The 26,022-nt window shown below is 57.9% G+C and carries 22 protein-coding genes and 2 pseudogenes; 18 read left to right on the forward strand and 6 right to left on the reverse strand.

Features of this window, described 5'->3' with window-relative positions; genetic code table 11:
* Positions 1 to 3: 3 nt before the first annotated feature.
* Positions 4 to 777 (forward strand): TlyA family RNA methyltransferase, encoded by a 774-nt coding sequence (locus NBH12_RS04225; protein ID WP_250819207.1) that lies wholly within the window; start codon positions 4 to 6, stop codon positions 775 to 777.
* Here NBH12_RS04225 and NBH12_RS04230 read toward each other — a convergent pair.
* Together NBH12_RS04230 and NBH12_RS04235 are read right to left on the reverse strand one after the other, a co-directional pair.
* Positions 759 to 1,433 (reverse strand): hypothetical protein, encoded by a 675-nt coding sequence (locus NBH12_RS04230; RefSeq protein ID WP_016463102.1) that lies wholly within the window; start codon positions 1,431 to 1,433, stop codon positions 759 to 761. The two genes, NBH12_RS04225 and NBH12_RS04230, sit on opposite strands and share 19 nt — an antisense overlap.
* A 105-nt stretch (positions 1,434 to 1,538) precedes the next feature.
* A pseudogene (locus NBH12_RS04235) lies at positions 1,539 to 1,957 on the reverse strand (TrkA C-terminal domain-containing protein); the annotation flags it as partial.
* A gap of 122 nt (positions 1,958 to 2,079) precedes the next feature.
* Here NBH12_RS04235 and NBH12_RS10835 point away from each other — a divergent pair.
* From NBH12_RS10835 to NBH12_RS04250, 4 genes are all read left to right on the forward strand, one after another.
* Positions 2,080 to 2,211, forward strand: coding sequence for a hypothetical protein (locus tag NBH12_RS10835; protein ID WP_021649823.1), 132 nt, complete (start codon positions 2,080 to 2,082; stop codon positions 2,209 to 2,211).
* A gap of 460 nt (positions 2,212 to 2,671) precedes the next feature.
* Positions 2,672 to 3,652 carry an NAD kinase gene (locus tag NBH12_RS04240; protein WP_115786031.1) on the forward strand — a complete coding sequence of 327 codons (981 nt, stop codon included), beginning with the start codon at positions 2,672 to 2,674 and terminating at the stop codon, positions 3,650 to 3,652.
* Positions 3,652 to 5,502: a DNA repair protein RecN gene (gene recN, locus NBH12_RS04245; protein WP_052829105.1), complete on the forward strand. Its 1,851-nt coding sequence runs from the start codon at positions 3,652 to 3,654 to the stop codon at positions 5,500 to 5,502. Before NBH12_RS04240 ends, recN begins: the two co-directional genes overlap by 1 nt.
* Positions 5,499 to 6,146, forward strand: coding sequence for an HAD family hydrolase (locus tag NBH12_RS04250; RefSeq protein ID WP_052787674.1), 648 nt, complete (start codon positions 5,499 to 5,501; stop codon positions 6,144 to 6,146). Before recN ends, NBH12_RS04250 begins: the two co-directional genes overlap by 4 nt.
* 123 nt (positions 6,147 to 6,269) lie before the next feature.
* Here the strand turns inward: NBH12_RS04250 and NBH12_RS04255 are convergent, their stop codons facing one another.
* Positions 6,270 to 6,470 (reverse strand): hypothetical protein, encoded by a 201-nt coding sequence (locus tag NBH12_RS04255; protein WP_241487521.1) that lies wholly within the window; start codon positions 6,468 to 6,470, stop codon positions 6,270 to 6,272.
* Positions 6,471 to 6,514: 44 nt separating this feature from the next.
* Positions 6,515 to 6,937, reverse strand: coding sequence for a GNAT family N-acetyltransferase (locus NBH12_RS04260; protein WP_250819208.1), 423 nt, complete (start codon positions 6,935 to 6,937; stop codon positions 6,515 to 6,517).
* A 136-nt stretch (positions 6,938 to 7,073) separates the two neighbouring features.
* Here NBH12_RS04260 and NBH12_RS04265 point away from each other — a divergent pair, with 136 nt between their 5' ends.
* The 5 genes from NBH12_RS04265 to NBH12_RS04285 all read left to right on the forward strand — a co-directional run bounded on the left by NBH12_RS04265 (position 7,074) and on the right by NBH12_RS04285 (position 10,343).
* Positions 7,074 to 7,448, forward strand: coding sequence for a GntR family transcriptional regulator (locus NBH12_RS04265; protein WP_003828856.1), 375 nt, complete (start codon positions 7,074 to 7,076; stop codon positions 7,446 to 7,448).
* Positions 7,449 to 7,469: 21 nt separating this feature from the next.
* Entirely contained in the window at positions 7,470 to 8,390 is a 921-nt protein-coding gene (locus NBH12_RS04270; RefSeq protein ID WP_014485765.1) for an ABC transporter ATP-binding protein, read from the forward strand.
* 6 nt (positions 8,391 to 8,396) lie between these two features.
* The gene (locus NBH12_RS04275) at positions 8,397 to 9,110 is read left to right on the forward strand and encodes an ABC-2 transporter permease (RefSeq protein ID WP_003828859.1); all 714 of its coding nucleotides are present in this window, start codon (positions 8,397 to 8,399) and stop codon (positions 9,108 to 9,110) included.
* Positions 9,111 to 9,112: 2 nt separating this feature from the next.
* Positions 9,113 to 9,826: an ABC-2 transporter permease gene (locus NBH12_RS04280; protein ID WP_025262895.1), complete on the forward strand. Its 714-nt coding sequence runs from the start codon at positions 9,113 to 9,115 to the stop codon at positions 9,824 to 9,826.
* 142 nt (positions 9,827 to 9,968) lie between these two features.
* Positions 9,969 to 10,343 carry a TnpV protein gene (locus NBH12_RS04285; RefSeq protein ID WP_003828863.1) on the forward strand — a complete coding sequence of 125 codons (375 nt, stop codon included), beginning with the start codon at positions 9,969 to 9,971 and terminating at the stop codon, positions 10,341 to 10,343.
* 615 nt (positions 10,344 to 10,958) lie between these two features.
* Here NBH12_RS04285 and thrC read toward each other — a convergent pair.
* Positions 10,959 to 12,449 carry a threonine synthase gene (gene thrC / locus NBH12_RS04290; protein WP_250819209.1) on the reverse strand — a complete coding sequence of 497 codons (1,491 nt, stop codon included), beginning with the start codon at positions 12,447 to 12,449 and terminating at the stop codon, positions 10,959 to 10,961.
* Positions 12,450 to 12,837: 388 nt separating this feature from the next.
* On the opposite strand from thrC, the gene NBH12_RS04295 reads away from it, so the two are divergent.
* From NBH12_RS04295 to nadD, 3 genes are read left to right on the forward strand one after another with little or no spacing between them, the layout of a single operon-like run.
* Positions 12,838 to 14,133, forward strand: a complete 1,296-nt coding sequence (locus NBH12_RS04295) for a glutamate-5-semialdehyde dehydrogenase (RefSeq protein WP_065463955.1) — start codon at positions 12,838 to 12,840, stop codon at positions 14,131 to 14,133.
* Positions 14,130 to 14,693: a phosphoribosylglycinamide synthetase gene (locus NBH12_RS04300; protein ID WP_065456825.1), complete on the forward strand. Its 564-nt coding sequence runs from the start codon at positions 14,130 to 14,132 to the stop codon at positions 14,691 to 14,693. The genes NBH12_RS04295 and NBH12_RS04300 overlap by 4 nt, the downstream gene beginning before the upstream one ends.
* Complete coding sequence (gene nadD, locus NBH12_RS04305; RefSeq protein ID WP_003831229.1) at positions 14,690 to 15,418, forward strand: nicotinate-nucleotide adenylyltransferase; 729 nt, start codon at positions 14,690 to 14,692, stop codon at positions 15,416 to 15,418. Before NBH12_RS04300 ends, nadD begins: the two co-directional genes overlap by 4 nt.
* Positions 15,419 to 15,438: 20 nt before the next feature.
* On the opposite strand, the pseudogene NBH12_RS04310 reads toward nadD, so the two are convergent.
* Positions 15,439 to 16,724, reverse strand: a pseudogene (locus NBH12_RS04310) (glycoside hydrolase family 3 N-terminal domain-containing protein).
* 161 nt (positions 16,725 to 16,885) lie between these two features.
* Here NBH12_RS04310 and NBH12_RS04315 point away from each other — a divergent pair.
* From NBH12_RS04315 to NBH12_RS04335, 5 genes are all read left to right on the forward strand, one after another.
* Entirely contained in the window at positions 16,886 to 20,143 is a 3,258-nt protein-coding gene (locus NBH12_RS04315; RefSeq protein WP_025299704.1) for a UPF0182 family membrane protein, read from the forward strand.
* 145 nt (positions 20,144 to 20,288) lie between these two features.
* The gene (locus NBH12_RS04320; RefSeq protein ID WP_025301142.1) at positions 20,289 to 20,786 is read left to right on the forward strand and encodes a GNAT family N-acetyltransferase; all 498 of its coding nucleotides are present in this window, start codon (positions 20,289 to 20,291) and stop codon (positions 20,784 to 20,786) included.
* 48 nt (positions 20,787 to 20,834) lie between these two features.
* The gene (gene pth / locus NBH12_RS04325) at positions 20,835 to 21,434 is read left to right on the forward strand and encodes an aminoacyl-tRNA hydrolase (protein ID WP_003828872.1); all 600 of its coding nucleotides are present in this window, start codon (positions 20,835 to 20,837) and stop codon (positions 21,432 to 21,434) included.
* Positions 21,424 to 25,014, forward strand: coding sequence for a transcription-repair coupling factor (gene mfd / locus NBH12_RS04330; RefSeq protein WP_250819210.1), 3,591 nt, complete (start codon positions 21,424 to 21,426; stop codon positions 25,012 to 25,014). Before pth ends, mfd begins: the two co-directional genes overlap by 11 nt.
* Positions 25,011 to 25,922: an aldo/keto reductase gene (locus NBH12_RS04335; protein WP_016463112.1), complete on the forward strand. Its 912-nt coding sequence runs from the start codon at positions 25,011 to 25,013 to the stop codon at positions 25,920 to 25,922. The genes mfd and NBH12_RS04335 overlap by 4 nt, the downstream gene beginning before the upstream one ends.
* Positions 25,923 to 26,022 lie beyond the last annotated feature (100 nt).

Here is a 26,022-nt window from a genome sequence, read left to right on the forward strand (position 1 = left end):
TTGATGTCAGAACATCCGATTGATCCCGCAATGCCGCTTGACCGTCTTGACATGATGCTTGTGGCCTCCGATCTCGTTGAGTCCCGATCCAAGGCGCAGCGCCTTATTAAGGCCGGACATGTGCGTGTTGGCGGAGAGACCATCGCCAAGCCGTCATTCATGGTCAAAGCCGGTCATTGTGAGCTTGCCGTGGATAAGGGTGATGATTATGTCTCTCGTGGAGCTTACAAGCTGCTTGGCGCGTTCAAGGCCTTTGCCGACGATGGGCTGACCGGGCCGCAAAGTCTGGAATGTTTGGATATCGGTGCATCCACCGGTGGATTTACCGATGTGCTACTGCGCGGGGGAGCGGCCAGAGTCGTGGCCCTCGATGTGGGGCATGGGCAGCTTGACCCGCGTATTGCAGGAGATAACCGCGTCATCGAAATGAGCGGCGTCAATATCCGTGAAGTCACGGCCGATGATTTGCCATATCGCCCGGCGATGATCGTGTCCGATGTCTCGTTCATTTCACTGACCTATGTGATTCCGGTGATTGCGCGCATCGCCGCTCCCGGCGCTCAGGTGGTGCTGCTGGTCAAGCCGCAGTTTGAAGTCGGTCGGCAAGGACTCGGCAAGCATGGCATTGTGGGCGATCCGGCATTGCGCGAGCAGACCCTTGCCGATGTCGTCGCCTGTGCGCGGCAGCACGGGCTGCACGTCGTCAATACGGCCGACAGTCCCATTGAAGGCATGCACGGTAATGCGGAATATCTGCTTTATGCGGTTTTCAAATGATATCTTCGGCATTCTCGGTTGACCAGCATCACACAGGATGTTCGGTCAAGACCTATTGAAGTCGAGCAAATAGCATGCTCCACCATGCTGTTATCACACAATATGGCAGTGCCGGCTTGTAACGTACGGCACGTCAGCCGATGAGCCTCGATCTTGTTGACGTCTATATGCGAGGCTGAGCTGCCTCCCTCATATTTCAGCATGTCGAATCTGGTGAACATCGCGCTGCGCAATGGCCGGATCTCCAGACTGCTGCCGTTGATGCGATGCCCCTGAAGCACGCCGTGGAGCAGAATGTTGCGCGCGCGGATATGACGGCTGGTCAGCGATCCCTTAACGAGCAAATCATCGTTACACGTGATATCTCCGCCGGAGTGCAGGTCGCCGGTGAGCTCGATGCCGCCGCAGATGATGCTGCCATCGGTGATGATTCTGCCTCTGCCGGCAATGCGCTCGACATGAACATCGCCGGAACATCTCACTGTACCATTGTCGACAATCAGCTGATTGCCGGTAATGGTGTTTGCCTCAAGCGTGCCGGTGACCATGGTGGTGCGAAAACGTACATCGTCGGCGAATGTGGTACGGGTCGTCACGGTAATGAGCCCATAATTTCCGTTACGTACGTGCCCTGTGTTGCCGGTGTGGTGATGCAAGATACCTCCTGTGCTTTGCGTACCGCAAGTGTCATCATCGTTGATGAGCTAATGCTAACGTTTGCATTATGGGTATATAGTAACAGGACGGGGGTATCGCGAGAATCAGCCTTGGATAAAGCGGTCGATCTGATCCTGCTTGCCCATGATGATGAGCTCATCGTTGCGATGCATGATCAGTTCCTTGGAACCGTACTGGAATTCCTTGCCGGGGCCTTGATGCCGACCGCGGTCACACCGTACTTGTCATGCACCTGCACATCCTCGATGTTGCGACCCACCGCGTACAGCGGGGTGTGAATCTTCACGACGTTGTATGGGCCGTCGATTTCGATGTAATCCAGATAGTTGCCAGCCACCAGATGACCCACGCGCTTGCCGGCATCGGTTTCCGCATTGATGATATGGTGGGCACCAATGCGCTGCAGAATGCGGGCGTGCTTCTGAGAGACCGATTTGGCCCACAGGTCGGAGATGCCGGCATCCAACAGGTTGCCGGTGATGGTTACGGAAGCCTCGACCGACAATCATTGCGGCCGCAAGAATGAACAGGCATGCTGGGTTGCCGGCGCTGGCCACGCCTGCGGAATAACCACCCAATGCGACTATCGAAGCAAAGGTCATCACGCCAAGTCCACCGAACTGGATGGAAAACAGGATGACCAACTGGCCGAACATCGACCAGTACTCGCCGGTGTTCACCACCGGAATGCCGCAGGTGGACAGGGCGGAGACCGCGGTGAAGAACGACACCGGAAAGTTGCTGAAGCCATCGTGATTCGTAGTGGAGATGGGCAGCATCAATAATCCGGTCGACAGCAATATCAATACGGAAAAATACAGAATGGACAGGCGGCCCGGATGCCTGATGAGGCGATCCGTGAGCGTCATGCGCCGGATGCGCTTGGAGGCCCGGTCGTCCTTGTCTTGGCTGATTACGTCGGTCGAGTACCACCATGACAGGCCTTTCGAGGTCTCCTTGTTTGAGGAGGACTCGTCAAAGTCGTTGGATATGGTTCCTGCTTCCCACCATACTGATGGCGTAATGGTGTATGGCTGTAATTGTAAGCCGAAGCCTCGCGATAATCGACTCCGTGGAACAGCATGCGGTGTGCAATAGTATCGACGCCCATATGTTGGCCTTGTCTGATGTCCGAGGGCCGGTGACGTGATGTGGCCGATGGCTCAGGCGATGATTAGGATAGTCATCAGTGCGACCGATTCAATAGGAGGATGTCATGGCCAAGCGCAATGCGGTTGTGGTGACGCATACCAGGCTCAGGCAGTCCGGCACAGTGGTGTCCGAGGCGGTGAGCCAGCTGCGCAGCGCCGGCTTTGAAGTCACGATTATCGATAACACCGAAGCTCCGGATTTCGGCGTAAGTCCCGCATGCGTGACGGACGACACGGAAATCGTCGTGGTGCTGGGCGGCGACGGCACGATTCTTCGCGCGGCCGAGCTCGTGCATTGCACCCAGGTGCCGATTCTCGGCGTGAACATGGGGCATGTCGGCTTCCTGGCCGAATTCGAGAGCTTCCAGATCGACGAGGCGATTCGGCGCGTGGCCGAACATGACTATTCCATTGACGAGCGCATGATCGCCCATGTTGATGTCTGGCTGCCCGGTGCCACCAAACCCATCGAGGATTGGGCGCTGAACGATATCACTTTGGAACGCGCCGACCGCGGCAAGATGGTGGAGCTCTCCATTCGCGTGGACGATGTGGAAATGAACTCCTTCGGCGCCGATGGCATCATCGTCTCCACGCCCACCGGTTCCACGGCCTATGCCTTTTCCGCCGGCGGTCCTGTGATTTGGCCGAACGTCAAGGCTTTGCAGCTGATTCCGTTGGCCGCGCATGCGTTGTTCGCCAGGCCGCTGATCATCGGCTCCGGCTCGACCTTCACCATCGATATCCTGGACGATTCCATGTCCGAAGGCTGGATCTGCTGCGATGGCCGCCGCCAGCGCGCCCTGCCGCAGGGTACGCGCGTCATGGTGCGCGAATCGCGCGATACCTTGCGCCTCGCCCGACTCTCCGGTGTGCCGTTCACCAACCGTCTGGTCTCCAAGTTCGATCTGCCTGTGGTTGGTTGGCGTGAGCATGCACGCAATGAGGCCTCGGGCCAGCCACTGCATCACGGACACACGTTCCCGACTGCCGCTGATGCCGTGTCTGATAGGACGGACGAGCATAACGGCAAGGCGGAGGGCTGATGCTCGAAGAACTCGATATTCGTAACCTAGGGCCGATTCGAGAAGCCTCCATCGCGCCCGCCCGTGGCATGACGGCCATCACCGGCGAAACCGGTGCGGGCAAATCCATGCTGCTGTCCGCCATTCGTCTGGTGTCCGGCGATACGGCCGAATCCTCGCGGGTCGCCGCAGGAGCAGACGAGGCATGGGCGCAGGCGATTTTTGCGCTGGACGATGATGCTCTAGCCGCAGACTCCGGGAACCATGGTCAGGACGATTCTTCACGTGATGCCGATGACGGCGATCCTGCGGCCCTCATTGGGGTCGCGGCGGCTGTTGCCCGAGCTCGCGATGCGGGCGTCGAACCCGAAGACGGTGAGCTGTTCCTCTCTCGCACTGTGCCGGCTTCCGGCCGATCTCGTGCCGTACTTGGCGGCAAATCCGTGCCGCGATCTGTGCTCGGTTCCATTGCCGGAGAATTGGTGACCATTCACGGGCAGGCCGATCAGCTGAAAATTGCCTCCGCCGCACGTCAACGAGAATTCCTTGATCGTGTGGCCGGCGACGAGGTGGAGCTTGACGCTTACCGGCAGGCATGGAATGAGCTGACCGCCATGGATGAGCGGTTGGGGCGACTGCGCTCGCAGGAGTCCTCCGCTCGTCAGCAGGCGGACTATTTGCGTGAATCCATCGACCGTATCAACCGTACCAATCCGCAGCTGGGGGAGGACGAAGAACTGAAGTCGCGTCGCGAGCGTATCGAGAACGCGGCCGATATCGCCCAAGGAGTGGGCGCGGCGTTGGGCGCGTTGGATGCCTCACAGGTGGATGCCGATGCGGGTGGTGCGTCGGCCGTAGATCTCATTAACCATGCGGTGACTTCGTTGCGTGCGATTCGCGTCGGCGGCGAGTTCGCCGAGCAGGCAGATCGATTGGAATCCATCAATGCCGATTTGGGTGACGTAGTGTTCTCGCTCACTCAAGAATTGGGCGATGAGGGCAGTGTCGAAGACCTTGACCAGATCAACGGGCGGATTCACGAGCTGAACGAACTCACTCGCCGTTGGGGGCCGACCTTGGCGGATGTGATTGCGTGGCGTGACAAGGCCACGTTCGACTTGGAGGACCTGGACGCCTCGCCGGAGAAAGTAGCCGAACTGGAGGCCGAACGACAGTCGCTGTACAGTGCGGCTTTGGCTGCTGCCGATACGTTGAGCGCCGCCCGTACCAAGGCTGCCGCATCGCTGGACGCCCGTGTGACCGATGAGTTGAGCTCATTGGCCATGTCTGGTGCGTCCCTTGAGGTACGCGTCACCCCTCGAGAATTAAGCGACGGCTATAAAAACGACCGTGACGCGGTGGCTGGCGATTCGGCGGGGGATACCGGTCCTCTCGGGCCGTACGGTCGTGACGACATCGCTTTCCTGTTCACCCCGTTTGAGGGTTCTGCGCAGTTGCCGATGGGCAAAAGCGCTTCGGGCGGCGAGCTCAGCCGATTGATGCTGGCTCTGGAACTCGTGGCGGCGGATGTCCGTGGCGGCAGCGATCAGACCTTCATCTTTGATGAGGTCGATGCTGGCGTGGGAGGCAAAGCCGCGGTCGAATTGGGCAAAAGGCTCGCGCGATTGGCTCGCAACGCACAGGTCATTGTGGTCACCCATCTGGCACAGGTGGCTTCTTGGGCGGACGCTCAGTTCGTGGTGTCCAAGGAATCGCAGGACTCGGGCGATGAGGCGGCTGGTGTTGCGACCACCGTCTGCGAAGTGCGCGACGACCAACGCGTCCATGAAATCGCCCGTATGCTCTCCGGCAGTGAATCCGAAGCGTCCTTGGACCATGCCCGCGAATTGCTGAAGGATTCCGCACTATGACCAAAGCAGCCATATTCGACCTCGACGGAACCCTGCTCGACTCCATGGGCGTCTGGGACCAGGTAGACATCGACTTTCTCGGCAAGAGGGGCATTGAGGTGCCGCCGGATTACATGATCAAGGTCTCCTCCATGCAGTTCCAGCAGATCGCGGAATACACCATTGCGCGTTTCGGCCTCAAGGACACGCCTGAGGAGCTGATGCAGGAATGGGACGATATGGCCCGCGTGGCCTATTCCACCACAGTGGAGGCCAAGCCCGGCGCGCTCGACTATCTGCGTGATCTCAAGAGTGCCGGGGTGAAGATGGGCGTTGCCACATCGTTGCCACCGCAGCTGCGAGAGCCGGCGTTGCGACATGTCGGCATGCTCGACATGTTCGATGACATCGTCTCCGTCGATGACGCCAATGATGTCGGCAAGGACCAGCCTGACGTATATCTGCTCGCCGCCGAGCGGCTGGGCGCCAAGCCCGCTGATTGCACGGTGTTTGAAGACCTGCTGGTCGGTATCAAATCAGCCAAGTCGGTCGGTATGAAGGTATGGGCCATGCACGACGATTCGTCTGATGCCGACTGGCCCGAAATCTGCGATATCGCGGACGGCGTCCTCTTTGATTTTCACGACGCCCCACGTTCGTTGTAAGCACCTACAATAAGTCCCTCTGATGAGGGGCTCCTGCGAAGCGGGTGGGGGAGAAAAGTCGTGGCATGAGCCGTGCGATTCAATATCGGGCACAGCCCGATTCCACTTGCGCTTACTCAGTCCTTACCGTCGAGCAATCCTGTCAGACTGCCTTTCGGCCTCAAGCCGTTGCTCTTCCAGCTTCTCGCCCTCCGCACGCGCGGACTCCTCAGCGGCGATACGCTCCAGCAGCATGCTGACCGGCGCGTCGTACACCACCTCATCGAACCAATGACCGCCACGCTCCACTGCGTGCTCCGCGCGACCCGTCTCTTTGAATCTCAATGACTCATACATATGACGTGCCCGCAGGTTGAACGACCACGCCTTCAGCGTGATGGTCTTCGCGCCAAGCTGCTCGGGGCCAGCTTGATGCCGAGCTTCATCGCCAAGCTGCCGTACCCGTGGTTCTGGTAGTACGGGCCGATGAGAATAGTCATCGTGGCGTTGTGGTCGGGCGCGGTGCAGTCCTTGGCGATGATATGGCCCACCGGATGCCCGTCCGGGCCGAGGGTCGTGCGGCCGAAGCGCCGATCGTCATCCTCGTCGCTCCACGTATGGAACATCTGGTCGATGGTCTTGTCCGGCACTTTCTCCATCGTATGACGGCAATCGTCGGCGATGGCGTGATCGTTCCACCAGATCTCAAGTTCCGGATAATCGTTCGGTTCGGTATGGCGTAGCGTAACGGCGTTGTTCGGTATAGGTACCTCTTTCCGAGGCCATTGTAAGCACGGCCCATGTTTCGACACTGTATGTTGGCGAGGTGTTTGTTCACTGTTTAGCTGTTATGTAACACACCTTGACAGTTAAGCAGAACGGTTATACTGTGTTGTATAACAGCTAAACAGCTGGGGTGCTAGTCAACCACAATCGAAAGGGGCATAGATGAAACTGATCATCTCATCCGTGTCCGGTGAACCCATCTACGAGCAAATCAAAACCCAAATCCGTTCGGCGGTGCTCAGCGGCGAGTTGAAGGCGGGCGAGGCCCTGCCGTCCTTGAGGAAACTCGCCAAGGAGCTGCGCATCTCCGTACTCACCGTCACCAGGGCGTACAACGAACTGGCCGATGAGGGCGTGGTGCAGAACATTCAAGGCAAAGGCACTTTCGTGATGGACAAGGGCAACGAACTGATGCAACGTCAGCTCGAAACCCAGATTCGTGAAAGCCTGGCCGAGGCAAGCCGGGGCGCCAAAGCCGCCGGCATTCCGCTGAACGCATTGGACCGCATGCTCGAAGAGGAATACCGCAAGGAATAACCTCAAGAAAGGACCATGGACATGACCGCCATATCCGAATCCGACGCGATGGCGTTGCAGGTCACCGACGTCACCAAACACTATGATTCCGGCTTCACGCTGGACGACGTGACCTTCGACCTGCCCAAGGGCTACATCATGGGACTGATCGGCCCGAACGGCGCCGGCAAATCCACCCTCATCAAACTCATCCTCAACATGATCCACCGCGACGCCGGTTCGATTCACGTGCTCGGCCTCGACAACATCGCCAACGAGGAGCCCGTCAAAGAACAACTCGGCGTGGTGTTCGACTTCAGCTACATGCATGAACAGTGGCAAGTCAAGAACATTGAACGTATCGTTGCGCCACTGTATCCATCATGGGACGGTGGATGCTATCACAAGTATCTGGATACTTTTGGCCTTGGTGACGCACAGAACGGCAAGAAACATATCAAGGATCTTTCCCGCGGCATGCAGATGAAGCTGATGCTGGCCATCGCATTGAGCCATGACGCCAAGCTGCTGATTCTCGACGAGCCGACCAGCGGACTCGATGTGCTTGCCCGCGACGAACTCATGGATATCCTGCATGCCTACATTGAGGATGGCGAACATTCGGTACTGTTCAGCACCCATATCACTGCCGACCTCGAACGTGCTGCTGACTTCATTACCTACATCACCGATGGCCGTCTCTACTACACCGGTCCGAAAGACGAGTTTGAGGAATCGTTCCGCCTGATTAAGGGCGGTCCAGACGAACTGGCACAACTGCCTGCGGACGTAGTGCTGGGCTCACATACGTATGCCACCGGATTCGATGCGCTGGTCCGGTCAGACAGGCTTGATGCTGTTGCGTCGGTGGTTTCGGGGCTTGTCGTTGAATCGGCTTCCATTGATGACATCATTCGACTGACCAATGCCCATGATTCCAATCGTGACTTGAGCGGGAGGTGAGCGGCCATGGAGGCAATACTGAGGGTGTCGCGGTCTCGGCAACATGCATTGACCACTGCATTGCGCGTCGATATGGCCTACCTGTGCGTCGACGTACGGACTGTGTTCTCGTTGTTGTTGGCACCGTTGTTCTCCGTCATCTTTCAAGGTGAAGCTTATGGTGATGGCTTCGGCTATCGCATGGGTGTCATCATGACGGTATTCACCTGCGCCATGTGGGTGCTAACCATGGCGGTTGCTGACTTACAGAACGGATATCGACTTCGTGGCATTATTCCGGCTTCGAGGAAGAGTCAGGTGGCCGCGCGATATGTGGTTGGATTGGTGATTTCCGTATTGTCGATAGCGATGATTGTTCTGATTGACGGGTTGCAAGTGCTGGTCAATCCAGATTGGTCATTCGCGGGCAATCTGTGGGCGGCGCCGTTGGGAGGTTTCTGCACCGCGCTGATGGTCGCGCTTATCGTGCCCACGGGTTATCTGTGGACCAAACTAGGCGGTCTTCAAGTCACGATGATGGTGATCTATGTCGTTGCATTGGCTGTATCCATACTGCTATCTATTTTGCCTGCTTCGGTGACCAGAGGATTGGCCCATGCCGCGAATGCCATCATCGCGCAACGATTGTGGCTGGTTATTGCGGTATTGACAACGACGGTTGTGGCATATGGAATCTCGTATGTAATTGCCTCTCGCATATTTGCTTCAAGGGAATGGTGACGATGAACTGGAAATCCGTAGTAAAGCAATGTCGATTCGATTGTGCCGGGATGGGTCTGTTTAGCGTGGCGAATATGGTATTTCTGCTGGCTCTCCCGATGCTGTCTATCGTGGTATCGCTGGTGATGATATCGACCCACGTCGATGAACACGTTGCCAGTGGTCTGATGGGCGGACTCGGAGGTTTGGCATCGACGATGGCATGTATGAGTGCATTGGGGCCTGCGTCATCCGAGGAATCTGCAGGGCACAGTGCCATGCGAGGGCTGATTCCTGTTTCACGCACTGCACAAGTTGTAGGTCGGTACCTTTTTCTGTTGGTGGTTGGCCTGCTCTGGGCTTTGGACGTGGTGATATGCGGCGGCGTCTTCATTGTCTTTGGCGATATAGCAGATATGGGGTGGATCGGTACCTTGGCAGCAGGTGCTTTCATCTTCGCTTTGGCTATCATTCTTGGGTCGGTGCTGCTGGCCTGTGCATACCGGTTCACCTTCCGCAAGATGATGGTGGCCTCTGTCGCGGTCATGGTTGGCTTGTATGCCGTCATTGCGCTGCTGGCTCGATTGCCTGTTGACTGGCAATGGCTTTTGCTGAATATTACCGATTTCCTGACGATCTGGTGGCATACGGCGCTTGTTCTCGCCGTGCTGTGTCTGCTCGCATATTTTGGCTCCATGCTTATAGCCATCCGCATCTACCGAGCCAAAGAACTCTAGCCGCGCATTTGTCCGACCGCGAATGAAAAGAGACCGACAGGAATGATGAGGTGCCGTAACGAAGATTTTGAAAACAAATGGTAAAGACAATCGGTACGGTATATTGCAGAAAATCTAAAACTTAAATTTGGAGGGGACTGCAATGAAATCATTATTTGAACAACTCGGAGGCACTTATACCCTACAAGGCGATTACTATCTACCCGACCTTGCCCTACCAACCGAAGAAGAAACACAACCTATTGGCATATGGGGACAGCGGCATAAACGCTATTTACAAGACCATAAGCGAGTGACTTATACAAACTTGCTTACAAGCGGAAATTTGAACGCTTATCTTGCCGATATTAACGAGCAAGCAGAAAATATGTTTTCTCGCTTGGTAAAAGAAATGGCGAAAATGCAGGGTGTAACTGAGCAATTAAAGACAAAGAACCAAATGGTGTGGGTGGGTAAAATGAACTCAATCCGCAACGCAGCTATCGAAGTGGTAAACAAGGAGATTATATTTGCATAAAATTAATAGCCTCAGACCGTTTTGGCCTGAGGCTATTTTTCTGAAATCAGTAAATAATGTTTCCTTCTTCATCAAGTTTATATGTTTTTATAAACCACTTATAAACTCGGACGGACCTTCCGCTCCACGATATGGACATATAGCCGTTTCTCTATCTTTACCTCCGGGATAAGGATTGCCCGTGCTTTTGTAAGCGTATTTTTTTACGTTATTGAGGTTGCAGGTATAAGGGTGTGAGTTATGGGCGATTTTGCGCCGTAACTCGCACCCTTATACCTGCAATTGGCTAAATGAGCCCTTTCTACCTGCAAAAATGCTCCGTAATTGGTACCGAAATACCTGCAATATATGAGAGATACGAGAATTGGACGTTCTGGCGGATCTAATTCGACCCTTTATACCTGCAATGACTCGACAATTGACCGAACTGAATATTCGTTGCAGGTAATTCGGTACTAATTAACGGAAGCTCACAAGAAAACAACGCCTGACACATGCCTGACAATGCCCGTGCATACTCGGACGCTTGGCTTGCGGCATCAAAAAACCGATACGCGCCGGTAAAGCACGTATCGGTTTCAAAAAATGACCGTTATACAAACGTCACGTGGACTATTACAGTGACTGGGCGGCCTTTTCTACGTAGTCCTCCATGCCGTCGATGGCCACGACGTCCTTGAAACGCACGTCGGCGGTCTCGAGCCCACGCAAGGCGGCCGGGGCGGTGGTGCCGGTCTCGCGGGCCAGCACGTCCATGCATTCGAAGTCGGTGCCGGTGGCGTCGAAGCCCAGAGCCTCGTTCACCACACGCGGGAACTTGTAGGGGCTGGCGGTGGAGAGCAGCACACGCGGGGTCAGCGGGTCGCGCGGCATCTGCTCAAGCAGGTAGTAGCCGCAGGCGGTGTGCGGGTCGATTACGTAGTGGTTCTCATCCCAGCAGTGCTTGATGGATTCGCGCACCTGGTCCTCGTCGGCCCAACCGGTGCCGAAGATCTGGCGAATCTTGGCCAGCAGCTCTTCTGGAATCTCGTACGTGCCCCACTGGTTGAGATCGTTCATCAGCATGGAGATCAAGCGTGTGTCGCCCTCGGACAAGTAGTACAGCATGCGCTCCAGGTTGGAGGAGATGAGGATGTCCATCGAGGGGGAGATGGTCTGGAAGAACGGGCGCTGACGGTTGTAGGTACCGGTGGTCAGGAAGTCGAACAGCACGTTGTTCTTGTCGGAAGCCACCACGAGGTGCTTGACCGGCAGGCCGAGCAGCTTGGCGTAGTAGCCGGCGAGGATATCGCCGAAGTTGCCGGTCGGGACCACGAACTCGACCTCATCGCCAACGTTGATCACCTGATCGACTAGCAGCTGGGCGTAGGCGGAGAAGTAGTAGACGACCTGCGGCACCAGACGGCCCACATTGATGGAGTTGGCGGAGGAAAGCACCACGTGCGAATTGCCGGCGAGGCGCTCGGCCAGGGCACGGTCGCCAAAGATGCGCTTGACCGCGGACTGGGCGTCGTCGAAGTTGCCTTCCACAGCGGCCACCTGCACGTTCGAGCCGGCCTGCGTGGTCATCTGCAGCTCCTGGACCTGAGAAACCTTGCCTTCCGGGTAGAAGACGGTGATCGCGGTGCCCGGAGCGTCCGCGAAGCCGGCCAGCGCGGCCTTGCCGGTGTCGCCGGAGGTGGCGGTGAGAATCATGATCTTCTCGTCCGCGTCGCCGTCGGCTGGCGTGGTGTGCGCCATGAAACGCGGCAGAATTTGCAGGGCCACATCCTTGAATGCGGAGGTTGGACCGTTGAACAGTTCGAGCACGTAATCGTCACCCAGAGGCTTCAATGGAGTGATACGCTCGTCGGACCACTGCTCGCCGTAGGCATCGGCGATGCACTGGCCCAGTTCCTCGGCGGTGAAGTCGGGCAGCAGCGCGCCCAGCACTTCGGCGGCGATCTGCTGGTAGGTCTTGCCCGGCAGCGAGGCGACATCCACCTTGGTCTCGCCCAATGCGTCCGAGACGAACAGGCCGCCGTCGTCGGCAATGCCCTTACGAATCGCCTGCTTGGCGGTCAGCGAATCGGTGGTGCTGCGAGTGGAATGGAAGGTGGTAGCCACGGTTGAATCCTTATTCTCGGGAATGAAAGATACTACAAATCTTCATTATTCTATCGTCTGCCTCGGTCAGATGTCGCGGACGTCTCGTTTTGTCTGTCTAGCGGCAGAAATTCAGGAAATTCGTCCTATGCTCCTAAATTTCTGTCGCTAAGAAGTACTCAGTGACAGAAATTTAGGATTAATGGGTTTATTTCCGAGAATTCTGACGCTGAGCGGAGCTGAGCGACAGAAATTTAGAAGTATAGGGGTCATTTCCTGAAATTCTGTCGCTGAAGGATGCTGGAGGGATAGTGATGAGGGCAAAAGGTCAGAAAATATAGCCGTGGGGGCGCAATAACCACGGAAATTACGCTGCGTTAGACCATTTGGTGAGTTAGGCTTGAATGTTATGAGTGATGAACTGAGTCCTGAGGTATTCGACGCGGTGTGCCGTCAGGCCGATCAGGCCGCGAGCGCACAGCAACGCCTTGCCCAGGCGAACGCCGAAGCCAAGAACGAGCTGCTGCTGGCCATTGCGGATGCGCTGGACGAGCATGCCGCCGATATCGAGGCCGCCAATGCGCTGGACATGCTTGAATCCAAGGAAAACGGCATGGACGCGGGCAAGCTCGATCGCCTGCTTTTCGATACGCCGCGCGTGGCCGCCGCAGCCCAAGGCGTGCGCCATGTGGCAACGTTGCCCGATCCGGTTGGTGAAATCGTGCGCGGCTACAACCTGCCTAACGGATTGCGCCTCACCCAAACGCGCGTGCCCATGGGTGTCATCGGCATGATTTACGAAGCTCGCCCCAACGTCACTGTTGACGTGGCCAGCCTGTGCCTGAAGTCCGGTAATGCTGCGCTGCTGCGAGGTGGGCATGCCGCCGAACGTACCAATGCCGCCACCTTGAGCGTTATCGCTCCAGTGCTGGAAGCTCACGGTTTTGATTCGGCTCTGGTGCAGTCCGTCGACCAGTACGGCCGTGCCGGCGCCACCGCCATGATGGAGGCCCGTGGCCATATCGATGTGTTGGTGCCACGCGGCGGTGCGGGGCTCATCCAAGCCGTGGTGCGCAATTCCAAGGTGCCGGTTATTGAGACTGGTGCCGGCAACGTTCATATCTATATCGACAGGTCCGCAGACCTCGTCAAGGCCATTCCGATTGTGTTGAACGCCAAAACCCAGCGTGTGGGTGTGTGCAATGCGGCCGAGAAACTGCTGGTGCATGAGGACGTCGCCGCTGAATTCCTGCCTCAGATCGCCGTAGCGTTGACGCAGGCGAACGTCGTGCTGCAAGCGGATGAAACTTCGTACGACATCCTCGAAGGTGCCGCCATTGAAGGGCTTGAACTGAATCATGCCACCGAGGAGGACTGGGATACCGAATACCTGGCGCTCAAGATGGGTATTAAGGTGGTGCCGGACCTAGAAGCGGCTATCGACCATATCAACACTCATTCCACCGGTCACACCGAATCCATCATTGCCGAGGACTATGCGGCCATCGAGGAATTCACCAAGCGCATCGACTCGGCCGTGGTCATGGTCAACGCCTCCACCCGTTTCACTGATGGCGGTGTGTTCGGATTCGGCGCCGAGCTCGGCATCTCCACCCAAAAGATGCACGCGCGCGGACCCATGGGCTTGAGGGAAATGACCACCACGAAGTGGATTGGCTATGGAACGGGGCAGGTGCGCGCATGAGCGAGAATGTGAAGAGCGAGGACAACGCCGCAGTTGAGCTACGGCCGGATATTGAGCTCAACGATCCCAAACTCAATCTCAAGATTGCGGCTGAGCGTCTGAGCATTGTGCGCTACGTGTTTCTCGTGCAGATTGAGGATGGCATCGCTTCGGCGGCGCAGCGAGCGTCGCTCGAGTACGCGGATGCAGTGCTTATCGGTTGGCCGGAGAATGAATCCCCGGAGATTGCGGATTTGACTGATGCCCAGCTCAAAACCGTGCGCGAACACATGGATCTGATGGAAAGCTACATCGCCAAATACACGCAGATGGAGCATGATGGCGATATCGATGGCATGACGGACACGCTGATTCGCATCACCGAACGCGTGGCCGAGGTCCGTCGACTGTATCAGCCGGACTTCCCTCTGCCTACGTTCGCTGAGATTCGCCGCGTGGTGCAGGATGAGTGGGACGAAGACATGGGTAAGATCGATCCCAAGGAAGACAATCCCACCGCCAATGAAATCGAGCAGGAAACCGAAAGCGCCAACGAAGGCGGCGAAGGCGGCAAGGCATGAGCAGCAGCGATCCGGCTGAAATCATCGCTGTCGCACAGGGCGAAGCCGAACGGCGTATGTCTGATCTGTCTGTGCCGGGCGGCGCGAACAGCCATGGCAAAGGTCGCCTTTCCGCGCGCGGCAATTGGCACACGCGTCTGCGCATCGGCATTATGGGCGGCACATTCGACCCGATTCACAACGGCCACTTGGTCGCGGCGTCCGAAGTCGCATGGGTGTACGACCTTGATGAAGTGATTTTCGTGCCCACGGGTCGGCCTGTATTCAAGCTTGATAAGGAAGTCACCAACGCCGAGGACCGCTATCTGATGACAGTGATTGCCACGGCATCCAACCCCAAGTTCACCGTGTCTCGCGTGGATATCGACCGTCCAGGTGTCACCTACACCATCGATACGCTTAAAGACATTCGAGCCCAGCATCCCGATGCAGAGTTGTTCTTCATCACCGGTGCTGATGCCGTGGCTGAGATCATGCAGTGGAAGGACGCCGACTTGATGTGGGATCTTGCCCACTTCGTGGCCGTCACGCGCCCCGGATATTCCAGCCCGGATGGCGTCACGCTGCCTGAAGGTAAGGTCGATACCCTGGAAATACCGGCTTTGGCCATCTCCTCAACCGATGTGCGCCGTCGTGCCGAACATGATGAGCCGGTCTGGTATCTGGTGCCGGACGGCGTGGTGCAGTACATCGGCAAGCATGGCCTGTATTCCAAGCAGCACTGACGGCAACCGCAGCGGATCGTTTAGGCCAATCCCATCTTGATTTTCAACGTCATCACACGAATCGCCGACTGAGTGACCTTATTGGCGAAGGCGGGATCCGATGCCGCCCGCGTAGACAATCCATCCAGAATCGGCACGACATAGTTGGTGTCTCCGATGCAGACCAAATCGCCGCCGGCTTCCACGAGTTTGACTCCCAATTGAGTGGTGTCATAGGCGCTCACAGCCGCTGCCGACATCGAATCCGAAATCACTACGCCGTCATATCCCAGATCGCCGCGAAGATGCCCGTCGATGATGATTGAGGAAAACACCGCGGGATTATTGGGGTCAATGGCCTGATAGGTGGCCAATGCCATCATCACCATGGCAGGGTTGGCCTGGTCAATGGTGGTGTCAAACGCTTTGATTTCCGTGCCATCCAAGGTGGTGGTCGTATCCAGGATGCCGTCGGCGGTGAAATCCGTGTTGTCGGTCACCGCGCCCAATCCCGGATAATGTTTGATGGCGGACTGGACTCCGGCATCGGCCATGCCCTGCACAAACGCCGTGCCATGAGCCGCGTTGCCTTCCGCGTCCAGTCCGAAATCGCGATAGAGCGCACCAATGGGGGCGTTGGCGGCCCGATTCGCCACTACCGTGCCCAGCACGGGTGCAAGATCGACGTTAATGCCGGCGGCTGCCAGCTGTGAGCCCCATACGCTGGCCGATTGACGTAACTGATCGGTCGACATGGTTCCCTGATCCACTGCCGTGGGCATCCGATCAAAACCAGGGCCGGTCAGATGCTGTACCCAGCCTCCCTCTTGATCGGTGGAGATAATCAGGCGGTTATCACCGGGGCATACCCCTGCAACTGGTCGTCCGCAGCCCGCACCGAAGCAACCCCTCCGGTCCATTTGCCGATGATGAGCACCGATCCCACATGGCGGTCGGCGATGAGTGAAGCCAGTGAGGCCGGGTCGTTGCCGGCATACAGCGGTGCCATCACCAACTGACCAATTCGAGTGTCCATATCCATGGCATTGACCATGCGATGAGCTTTGCTGGCAGGGGAGGGATCCGGCTTGGGGGCCGCCGAACGTGCCAACTGCTGCGGAGTGTTCCGTGCAGCGTCTGCTGTAGCGGAACTTGCCGCGGCATCATTTCCAGTCATCGATGCAAACCAGCCGATGCGCCATCCATACAGCGCCGTGACTACCAGCGCCAGTACACACAATACGGATCCGACCAACACGTCCCAATGCGAAGTCCTATGGCCATCCCGATAGGGGTGCGCCGACGGTTGCTCAGGACGATTGCTCATAATCTTCCAGCATAGGGGAATCTCATACAGCTTGCTGGCAATCCGCTGGCAGTATGTGTTCAGGGTTTGTGAGGAACCCGCCAAGCTGAATACAAGCCGAAATCCAGTGCGCTGTGCTCAGGGCATAACCTACTTTCCCGACCTTTCGCTACGCTTGAATCATGTCTTTTAATGACCCTTTCTCAATACTGTTCGGCAATGGCGGCGGTTCCCGGCGCAATAACTCGAATGATGATGATCCGATCATTCTTAATGTTGAGGCCGATGGAGACACCCCCAACAGGAATGGCTCCAACCCCTCAGGGCGAGGTCCGGCCGGTCCGCGCTTGCCCCGCAGACCCTCCGGCAGCCATGGCAACAGCCGAGGCACCAAAATATTCATCGGCGTGGTGCTGGCACTGGTCATCATCGTCGCACTGTTCTTCGGTCTGTCCCGATTCATCACCGATCTGATGTGGTACGGACAGCTCGGCTTCCAATCTGTGGTGTGGACCCAACTCGGCGTGAAAATCGGTCTATGGGTGGCATACGCATTGCTGATGGCCTTGACTGGTTTTATCGCCGCATGGCTGGCCATTCGCGCTCGCCCGGACTCCGCGGATGGCTCCACGATTCGCATCAACGGTGATGTGGTGGAAGTCGGCAAATCGGCGAGCTCCAAGACCGCACGTCGCGTGGCCGTGGTGATTTCGCTGATTGTCGGCGTGATTTTCGGCTCCCAGTTCAACGCGAACTGGAGCGAGATCCTGCTTATGTTCAACGCGCAGAAGTTCGGTACCACAGACCCGCAGTTCGGACTCGACAACGGCTTCTACGTGTTCGTACTGCCTGGCCTGAAGCTCGTGCTCGCAGCCGTGGCCATGCTGCTGGGCGTAGGCCTCGTGTTCTCATTGGTCACGCATGTGCTGATGGGCGGCATCCGCATCACCATGCCGGTCAACGGCCGTGGCCTGTTCTCCATCACCAAACGCGCTCGCCGTCAGCTCGGCATCTGGCTGATTCTTAACATGCTTGCGTGGTCCGTACGTCAGGTACTGGGTGTTTTCGAACAGCTCACCGTGCAGGGCTCGCGTATCACTGGCGCTTCCTACACCGCAGTGCATGCCAACATTCCCGTCACCTTCATCATGGCCGCATTGACCGCCATCCTTGGCGTGGTGCTGGGCGTATGGCTGATGCAGTCCCATGCGCTTGAAGGCCAGGCGTCCATCGGTGTGCGTGCCTCTGCTGCTCTCAAGGCCTGGCGCGTGCCGGTAACTGCCATCGCCGTCACCGTGGTGGTCGGCATGGTGCTCACCATCGCTTGGCCCATGCTGCTGCAACGTTTCCGCGTCAACCCGAATGCGCAGGAGATGGAATCCACCTATATCCAGCGCAACATCGACGCCACTCGCGCCGCTTACGGTCTCGACAAGCTCAAAACCGAGCAGTACAAGGTGACCGACAAGGGCGAGCAAGGTGCACTGGCCAAGGAGGCCGACACCACCGCGCAGATTCGTCTGCTCGACCCGCAGGTCGTCAGCCCCACGTTCAAGCAGCTGCAGCAGTCCAAGCAGTACTACACCTTCGCCGACACGCTTGCCGTCGATAAGTATGAGATTGATGGCGTCTCCCAAGACACCGTGATCGCCGCGCGTGAGCTTGACCTGGCTGGCAACGACAACCGCAACTGGGTCAACGACCACACCGTGTACACCCATGGTTATGGCGTGGTGGCCGCTTACGGCAACAAGGTGACTGCCGACGGCCAGCCCGAATTCTTTGAATCGGGCATCCCCACCCAAGGCAAGCTCACCGAGTCCGAAAAGTACGAGCCACGCATCTACTTCTCGCCGAACACCACCGAATACTCGATTGTCGGCGCACCTGAAGGCACGCAGGCTTGGGAATTCGATTACCCGACCGGTTCCGAAGGCGCTTTGACCACGTTCAAGGGCGATGGCGGACCGTCGGTCGGCAACCTGTTCTCTCGGATTCTCTATGCAATCCGCTTCGGTTCGGACCAGATTCTGTTCTCCGACCGTGTGACCAGCGAATCCCAGATTCTCTACGACCGTTCCCCAAAGGAACGTGTGGCCAAGGTCGCGCCGTACCTGACGCTTGACGGCCGTGTGTACCCAGCTGTGGTCGATGGCCGCGTCAAGTGGGTCGTCGATGGCTACACCACCTCCGACGCCTACCCGTATTCGCAGATGACCGATCTCGGCAATGCCACCAAGGACTCCACCACGGTGTCTTCGTCGACGGTGTCCAGCCTGGGTTCGCAGCAGGCCAACTATATCCGTAATTCGGTCAAGGCCACTGTGGACGCATACGACGGTTCCGTGGACCTGTATGTGTGGGATCAATCCGACCCGGTGATCAAGGCGTGGGAGAAGATCTTCCCCGGCCAGTATCACCAGTTGTCCGAAATCTCCGGTGACCTGATGAGTCACCTGCGTTACCCGGAAAGCCTGTTCAAGGTGCAGCGCGAACTGCTCTCCAAGTACCATGTGACTTCCGCCAACCAGTACTACTCGGGCGAGGACTTCTGGCAGACGCCGGTCGACCCCACCGAATCACAGTCCCAGCAGGATCAGGACATCCTGCAGCCGCCCTACTACCTGACCTTGCAGACCGGTGGCACCAAGGAGCCGGTGTTCTCGCTGACCTCCACCTATATTCCGGCCGGCCAGTCCACTCGAGAGATTCTGACCGGATTCCTTTCGGTCGACTCCGACGCCGGTAATGAGAAAGGCAAGATAGGACCGAATTACGGCACCATCCGATTGCAGGAGCTGCCCAAGGATTCGAATGTGCCGGGCCCCGGCCAGGCGCAGAACAATTTCAACGCCAATGCCGATGTGTCCAAGGAACTGAACTTGTTGCAGTCCGGTGACACGCAGGTGGTGCGAGGCAACCTGCTCACCCTGCCGCTCGGTGGTGGCCTGGTGTATGTGCAGCCCGTGTACGTCAAGTCTTCGGGTGCCACGTCGTTCCCGCTGCTGAAGAAGACGCTGGTGGCATTCGGCGATCAGGTCGGCTTTGCCGACACGCTTGATGAGGCGCTCGATCAGGTGTTCGGTGGTGACTCCGGTGCAGCGGCCGGCGATGCCGAGAATGTGTCTGGCGACGGATCATCCGACTCCTCGAACACCGGCGGACAGGATGCCAGCAATCAGTCCGGTTCCGACACCTCCGGCGACCAGTCCCAGTCTGATGGCCAGTCCGGCACCACGGACGGCAAGTCGGATTCTGGCACGTCATCCGGGCAGTCCGGCACCGCTCGCAGTCCCGAACTCCAGCAGGCATTGAACGATGCCGCCCAAGCCATGAAAGACAGCCAGTCCGCCATGAAGAACGGCGATTGGACCGCCTACGGCAAGGCCCAACAGCAGCTCGAAGAAGCCCTCAACAAGGCCATAGAGCTCGACAAGTAGTTCACCGAAACAAGGTGGCTCCCGCTGGCGGGAGCTGTCAGCGCAGCTGACTGAGGGTGGTCAAGAGTGACTAATGCTATCACCCTCAGTCGCGGATAAACCGCGACAGCTCCCGCCAGCGGGAGCCATGCTATTGTCTGGAGTCATGCCATACACTTTCCGTCCAGCCGTCGAGTCTGATATCCAAGCCATCACCGACATCTACAACGCCTCGGTGGTGGTCGGCGGAGCCACCGCGGACCTGACTCCGCGCACCCTCGACCAGCGCCGTGCGTGGGTCGAATCCCATAAACCTCCATATGGCGTATTCGTGGCGGAATCAGAGGGCGGGCAAGTCATCGGCTTTGGTTCGCTCTCCGTGTTCTACGATCGTGCCGGCTATGACGGCGTCACCGATCTCGCCTACTACATCGCCCCCGCATGGCAAGGCAGGGGAGTGGGCACGTTCATGCTGGACAATCTCCTACGCGAGGCCCGCGCCCGTCACATGCGCAAAGCCTGCGGCATCATCTTTGCCGACAACGCCGGCTCAATCGCCCTCATGCGACGATTCGGCTTCACCCAGTTCGGCCTCATGCCCGCCGCCGCCACCGACTCCACCGGCACCATGCGTGATATGTCCTACTGGTATCTCGACCTCTAAGTACAATCGTTGCGTTTGTAGGCAGGCGAGACAAGACGAGGAACGGATATGGCATCGGATTTTTGGCTGATTGCGGGACTGGGCAACCCGGGCAAGAAATATGAGGACACGCGACACAACATGGGCTTCATGACAGCCGACGTGCTCGCCGAACGCTGGAGCGTGAACTTCGCCGATCACAAGGGTCTTGCCATGCTCGGTAAGAGCACGATGAATCTTGACGGTCGCACCATCAAGTTCTTTCTGGCCAAGCCGTTGACCTACATGAACGACTCGGGCAATGCCGTGGCCTCCATCAGCGCCTACTATCAGATCGAGCCCGACCACATCGTGGTGATTCACGACGACATGGACTTGGAATTTGGCCGTATCAAGGTCAAGGCGGGTGGCTCCGCAGGCGGTCACAACGGCATCAAATCCATCGATCGTTCACTCGGCACACCGAAATACGCCCGCGTACGCATGGGTGTCGGCCACTCCAAGCGCGGAGCGCACGCGCATGACAACACGGTGAACTGGGTATTGGGCGGCTTTGGACCAGATCAGCGCAAGCAACTGCCCGAATTCCTGGCCGACGGCGCCGATGCGGCCGAAGAAATCATCTTCCACGGTCTTGCCAAGACCCAGGAGAAGTTCAATGGCCGTTGATGCGAAGACGGCTGCTGACACAGGCCACAACGCCCATCCGGATCTGATTAACGGCTCGCTCGTGGGCGTCCTGTCCAAGCTCGAGCAGGACAAGGTTTTTCATCAACTGGCGGTTGGCGACATCGAAGTGTCGGATGATGTCGACAATTCCATTTTGGCCGGTGTTCCCGAAGGATTGCGTCCGGCATTGGCCGCCGCAATCGCCCAAGGCGTGAACGGTGGGGCAGGCAAGCCGGTCGTGCTGGTTGTGGCTTCCGGCCGCGAAGCCGAGGAAACCGTGGGATCGCTGCGCTCCTGGTATGACGGCGACCCGAACGATATCGCCCAGCTTGAGGCGTGGGAAACCCTGCCTCACGAGCGCCTGAGCCCGCGCGCGGACACCGTGGCCAGCCGTATGGCCGTGTTCCGCAGACTGAAGCACCCGGACACAGGCAATGCGATGTTCGGGCCGATTCGCATCCTTGTCATGCCGATTCGCTCGCTGATTCAGCCGGTGGTCCAAGGCCTTGGCGACGTCGAACCGCTCGTGTTCACGGTAGGGGAAGATCTGCCGCTTGATGAGGCGGCCAAACGGCTTATCGAAAACGCCTACACGCGCGTGGAACTAGTCATGGATCGCGGCGAGTTCGCCGTGCGTGGTGGCATCCTCGACGTATTTCCGCCCACCGCGCCGCACCCGGTACGTATCGAATTCTTCGGTGACGAAATCGACACTATCAAGGAATTCCACGCTTCCGACCAGCGCACCTATGGCGAGGGGCTCAAAACCATCTGGGCCACCGCTTGCCGCGAACTGCAATTGACCGATGCCGTGCGCACCCGTGCCAAGGCCCTGATCGGTTCGATTCCCAACGCCGAAGACATGCTCGAATCCATCGCCAACGCCATTCCGGTCGAAGGTATGGAATCTCTGATGCCCGCGCTTGTGGATCACTTGGAACCGGTGGGCTCCATGCTGCCCAAGCATGCTGTGGTGCTGCTTAGCGACCCTGAAAAACTACGCCGTTCCGCTGAAGATTTGGCCAAAACCGCCAACGAGTTCCTGGCCGCCAGCTGGCATGTGGCTGCATCCGGCCACGGCGCCGGCGCGCCCATCAGCTTCGACGAAGCCAGTTTCCTTGACTATGCGGAGACCGTCAGTTCGCTCGAGTATTCCGAGCACCCGGTGATTCGCCTGACGAGTTTCGGTGTAGACACCACGCTGGCCGGCCATGTGCAGCTCGACGCGCAAAACCCAGCCGAATTCCGCGGCGATGAAGCCAAGGCCTCACAAGGAATCGACGGCCTGTTGGATGCTGGCTTCCACGTCACCATTACCGCTGCTGCCGCCGGTACCTTGGCTCGTCTGAAGCGTGCGCTCAACACCACCGGCATCACCACGTTCGATACCATCCGGTCTCAGGCTATCGATGGATTCGTGGACAATGCCGCCAAAATCGCCCTGCTCACCGAACGCGACCTGACCGGTCGAAGCTCTGCGGTTGCTGTGGCCAAAACGCCGAAACGCCGGCGCAAGGCCATCGACTTAGTGGAACTCAAAAAAGGCGATTACGTGGTGCATGAGCAGCACGGCATCGGCCGATTCGTGGAAATGCGCCAGCGCACCATCGGCACCGGCGCCAACAAAACCACCCGCGAATACCTGGTCATCGAATACGCGCCTTCCAAGCGCGGTGCACCGGCGGACAAACTGTTCATCCCCACCGATCAGCTTGATCAGGTCAGCAAATACATCGGTGCCGAAGCACCCAAGCTCAACAAACTCGGCGGCTCCGACTGGGCGGCCACCAAGGCCAAAGCCCGCAAGCACGTCCACGAGATCGCCGACGACCTAATCAAGCTGTACTCCGCCCGCCAGCGCGCCAAAGGCTTTGCATTCAGCCCAGACACCCCGTGGCAGAAAGAACTGGAAGACGCCTTCCCCTATCAGGAAACCGCCGACCAGCTCACCACCATCGACGAGGTCAAATCCGACATGGAAAAGCCCGTGCCAATGGACCGACTCATCTGCGGCGACGTGGGCTTCGGCAAAACCGAAATCGCCGTACGTGCCGCATTCAAAGCCGTACAGGACGGCAAGCAGGTGGCGGTGCTCGTGCCCACCACTTTGCTCGTTCAACAGCATCAGGAAACCTTCACCGACCGCTTTGAAGGATTCCCGGTGAATGTGGCCGCCATGAGCCGCTTCCAAACCACCAAGGAGATCAACGCGACCATCGAAGGCCTGGAAAACGGCACGGTGGACGTGGTCATCGGCACACACAAACTGCTGAACCCGAAAATCAAGTTCAAGGATTTGGGACTCGTCATCATCGACGAGGAGCAGCGTTTCGGCGTGGAACACAAGGAAACGCTGAAAGCCCTGCGCACCAACGTGGACGTGCTGTCCCTGTCCGCCACGCCTATTCCGCGTACGTTGGAAATGGCCGTGACCGGCATTCGTGAGATGTCCACGCTCGCCACACCGCCAGAAGACCGTCTGCCGGTGCTTACCTATGTGGGTGCCTATGAGGACGCGCAGGTCACCGCAGCCGTACGCCGGGAACTGCTGCGCGGCGGCCAGGTGTTCTATGTGCACAACCGCGTGCAGGACATCTCGTCCATCGCTGACAAGATTCACACGCTGGTGCCCGAGTCGCGCGTCGGCATCGCCCACGGCAAGATGGGGGAGAAGCAGCTCGACCAGATTATCCGCGACTTCTGGCATCGCGACATCGATGTGCTCGTATGCACCACGATCATCGAAACCGGTCTTGATATCTCCAATGCGAACACGCTGATCGTGGACCATGCCGACCGTTTCGGTCTGAGCCAGCTTCATCAGTTGCGTGGCCGCGTTGGTCGTGGCCGCGAGCGTGCGTACGCCTACTTCCTGTATGACCCGTCCAAGCCGATGACCGAGCAGTCGCACGACCGACTCGCCACCATTGCGCAGAACACGGCGCTCGGCTCCGGCTTCGACGTGGCCATGAAGGATTTGGAACTGCGTGGCACCGGCAACCTGCTGGGTGACGAGCAGTCCGGCCATATCGAGGGCGTCGGCTTCGACCTGTATGTGCGCATGGTCTCCGAAGCCGTTGAAAAATACAAGGAACCCGATGAGGACGTCGAGCCGGTGTCCGTGTCCATCGATCTGCCTATCGAGGCGTCGATTCCGATTGACTACATCGATTCCGACAAGCTGCGTTTGGAGGCATACCGCAAGCTCGCTTCCGCACGCAATGAAGCCGACCTCAAGGATTTGAAAGAAGAACTCACCGACCGTTACGGCAAGCCTCCGGTCGAATTCGAAACCCTCTTCGACGTGGCTCGCTTGAAGTTCAAGGCGCGCAAGCTCGGCGTTTCGGAGATTCTGGCGCAATCCAACCGCGTGCGTATCGGACGCATTGACCCGCCCGAATCCATTCAGATGCGCATGACGAGAATCTACAAGGGCACCCAATACCGCCCGGTCACTCACCAGCTCATCGTCCCCACCCCGTTCACCGGCTCCCTGGGCCAAGGTCCCATGAGTTCCGATCAAGTAGTTCTTTGGACCAATCAGCTCCTCGATGACTTGGCATGGAGGCCACAACGATGAAAAACCAACACACGGCAACACTTGCCGGCTACGAAATTCCTCGACTCGGCATGGGCACGATGGCGCTCGCCATCGAGGGGCGGCCGACCAATCGTAATCAGGCGATCGAGACCATCCATGCCGCGCTGGATGCCGGGGTCCGTTACCTTGACACGGCGTGGTCCTATTACCTGCCCAGCAAGCCAGGAACCGGCGAGCCGGAGGACATGGGATATGGCGAATACTTGGTTCGTGACGCGTTGAACTCGTGGCACGGCCCGAAGGACGAGGTGCTCGTGGCCACCAAAACCGGCTGGTTGCGCACGCTCGACAACCATGGAAACTATAGCTGGCAGGCCGATGCCCGCCCTGAAACCATGATTGCCAACGCCAAGGAATCCGCACGGCGCCTCGGTGTAGAAACGCTTGATCTGCTGTACTCGCATTGCAACGATCCGCAGGTGCCCTACGAGGACCAGATGGGTGCGCTCAAGCAGCTCGTGGATGAGGGCGTGGTCAGAGCGGTCGGCATCTCGCGCATCGACAACAAGGACATCGAAATTGCCCATACCATTCTGGGAGACAGGCTGGTCGCCGTCCAAAACCAGTTCTCGCCGGTCCACCGCGATCCCGACCACACGATGGAAACCTGCGAACAGCTTGGACTGGCTTTCGTCTGCTGGTCGCCGCTTGGTGGCTTCCTCGATCCCTTCAATGAGCATCTGTTCGACCGATTCAAGGAAGTCGCCGACAATCACGGCTGCTCCTACCAGCGTGTCACACTTGCTTGGGAGCTTGCACAATATGGCAATCTGTTTACGATTCCCTCCGCTAGAAACCCACAGGAGATTCAGGACTCGTTCAAAGCGGTCACTCTTGAATTGTCCGATAGCGAAATCGACTATCTCAATGATGTAATCAGCGCCTAAGTGTTTTCCTCCAAAGTTGACTGCAATCACGCGGCACACCGACATTGTGAGCGCTCACACCAAATTTTGGGCGTGTTGTTCACAACGTCCACAAATCGCA

It is taken from the genome of Bifidobacterium sp. M3-N-101, from assembly GCF_023656805.1.
GTDB lineage: Bacteria > Actinomycetota > Actinomycetes > Actinomycetales > Bifidobacteriaceae > Bifidobacterium > Bifidobacterium breve.

Bases quoted from the DNA above. Each gene is read 5' to 3' on its own strand.
- recN (WP_052829105.1), top strand. From the start codon at position 3,652: ATGCTCGAAGAACTCGATATTCGTAACCTAGGGCCGATTCGAGAAGCC.
- NBH12_RS04265 (WP_003828856.1), top strand. From the start codon at position 7,074: ATGAAACTGATCATCTCATCCGTGTCCGGTGAACCCATCTACGAGCAA.
- NBH12_RS04295 (WP_065463955.1), top strand. From the start codon at position 12,838: ATGAGTGATGAACTGAGTCCTGAGGTATTCGACGCGGTGTGCCGTCAG.
- NBH12_RS10835 (WP_021649823.1), top strand. From the start codon at position 2,080: ATGGAAAACAGGATGACCAACTGGCCGAACATCGACCAGTACTCGCCG.
- NBH12_RS04225 (WP_250819207.1), top strand. From the start codon at position 4: ATGTCAGAACATCCGATTGATCCCGCAATGCCGCTTGACCGTCTTGAC.
- NBH12_RS04270 (WP_014485765.1), top strand. From the start codon at position 7,470: ATGACCGCCATATCCGAATCCGACGCGATGGCGTTGCAGGTCACCGAC.
- mfd (WP_250819210.1), top strand. From the start codon at position 21,424: ATGGCCGTTGATGCGAAGACGGCTGCTGACACAGGCCACAACGCCCAT.
- nadD (WP_003831229.1), top strand. From the start codon at position 14,690: ATGAGCAGCAGCGATCCGGCTGAAATCATCGCTGTCGCACAGGGCGAA.
- NBH12_RS04285 (WP_003828863.1), top strand. From the start codon at position 9,969: ATGAAATCATTATTTGAACAACTCGGAGGCACTTATACCCTACAAGGC.
- NBH12_RS04315 (WP_025299704.1), top strand. From the start codon at position 16,886: ATGTCTTTTAATGACCCTTTCTCAATACTGTTCGGCAATGGCGGCGGT.
- NBH12_RS04250 (WP_052787674.1), top strand. From the start codon at position 5,499: ATGACCAAAGCAGCCATATTCGACCTCGACGGAACCCTGCTCGACTCC.
- NBH12_RS04275 (WP_003828859.1), top strand. From the start codon at position 8,397: ATGGAGGCAATACTGAGGGTGTCGCGGTCTCGGCAACATGCATTGACC.
- NBH12_RS04300 (WP_065456825.1), top strand. From the start codon at position 14,130: ATGAGCGAGAATGTGAAGAGCGAGGACAACGCCGCAGTTGAGCTACGG.
- NBH12_RS04335 (WP_016463112.1), top strand. From the start codon at position 25,011: ATGAAAAACCAACACACGGCAACACTTGCCGGCTACGAAATTCCTCGA.
- NBH12_RS04280 (WP_025262895.1), top strand. From the start codon at position 9,113: ATGAACTGGAAATCCGTAGTAAAGCAATGTCGATTCGATTGTGCCGGG.
- pth (WP_003828872.1), top strand. From the start codon at position 20,835: ATGGCATCGGATTTTTGGCTGATTGCGGGACTGGGCAACCCGGGCAAG.
- NBH12_RS04240 (WP_115786031.1), top strand. From the start codon at position 2,672: ATGGCCAAGCGCAATGCGGTTGTGGTGACGCATACCAGGCTCAGGCAG.
- NBH12_RS04320 (WP_025301142.1), top strand. From the start codon at position 20,289: ATGCCATACACTTTCCGTCCAGCCGTCGAGTCTGATATCCAAGCCATC.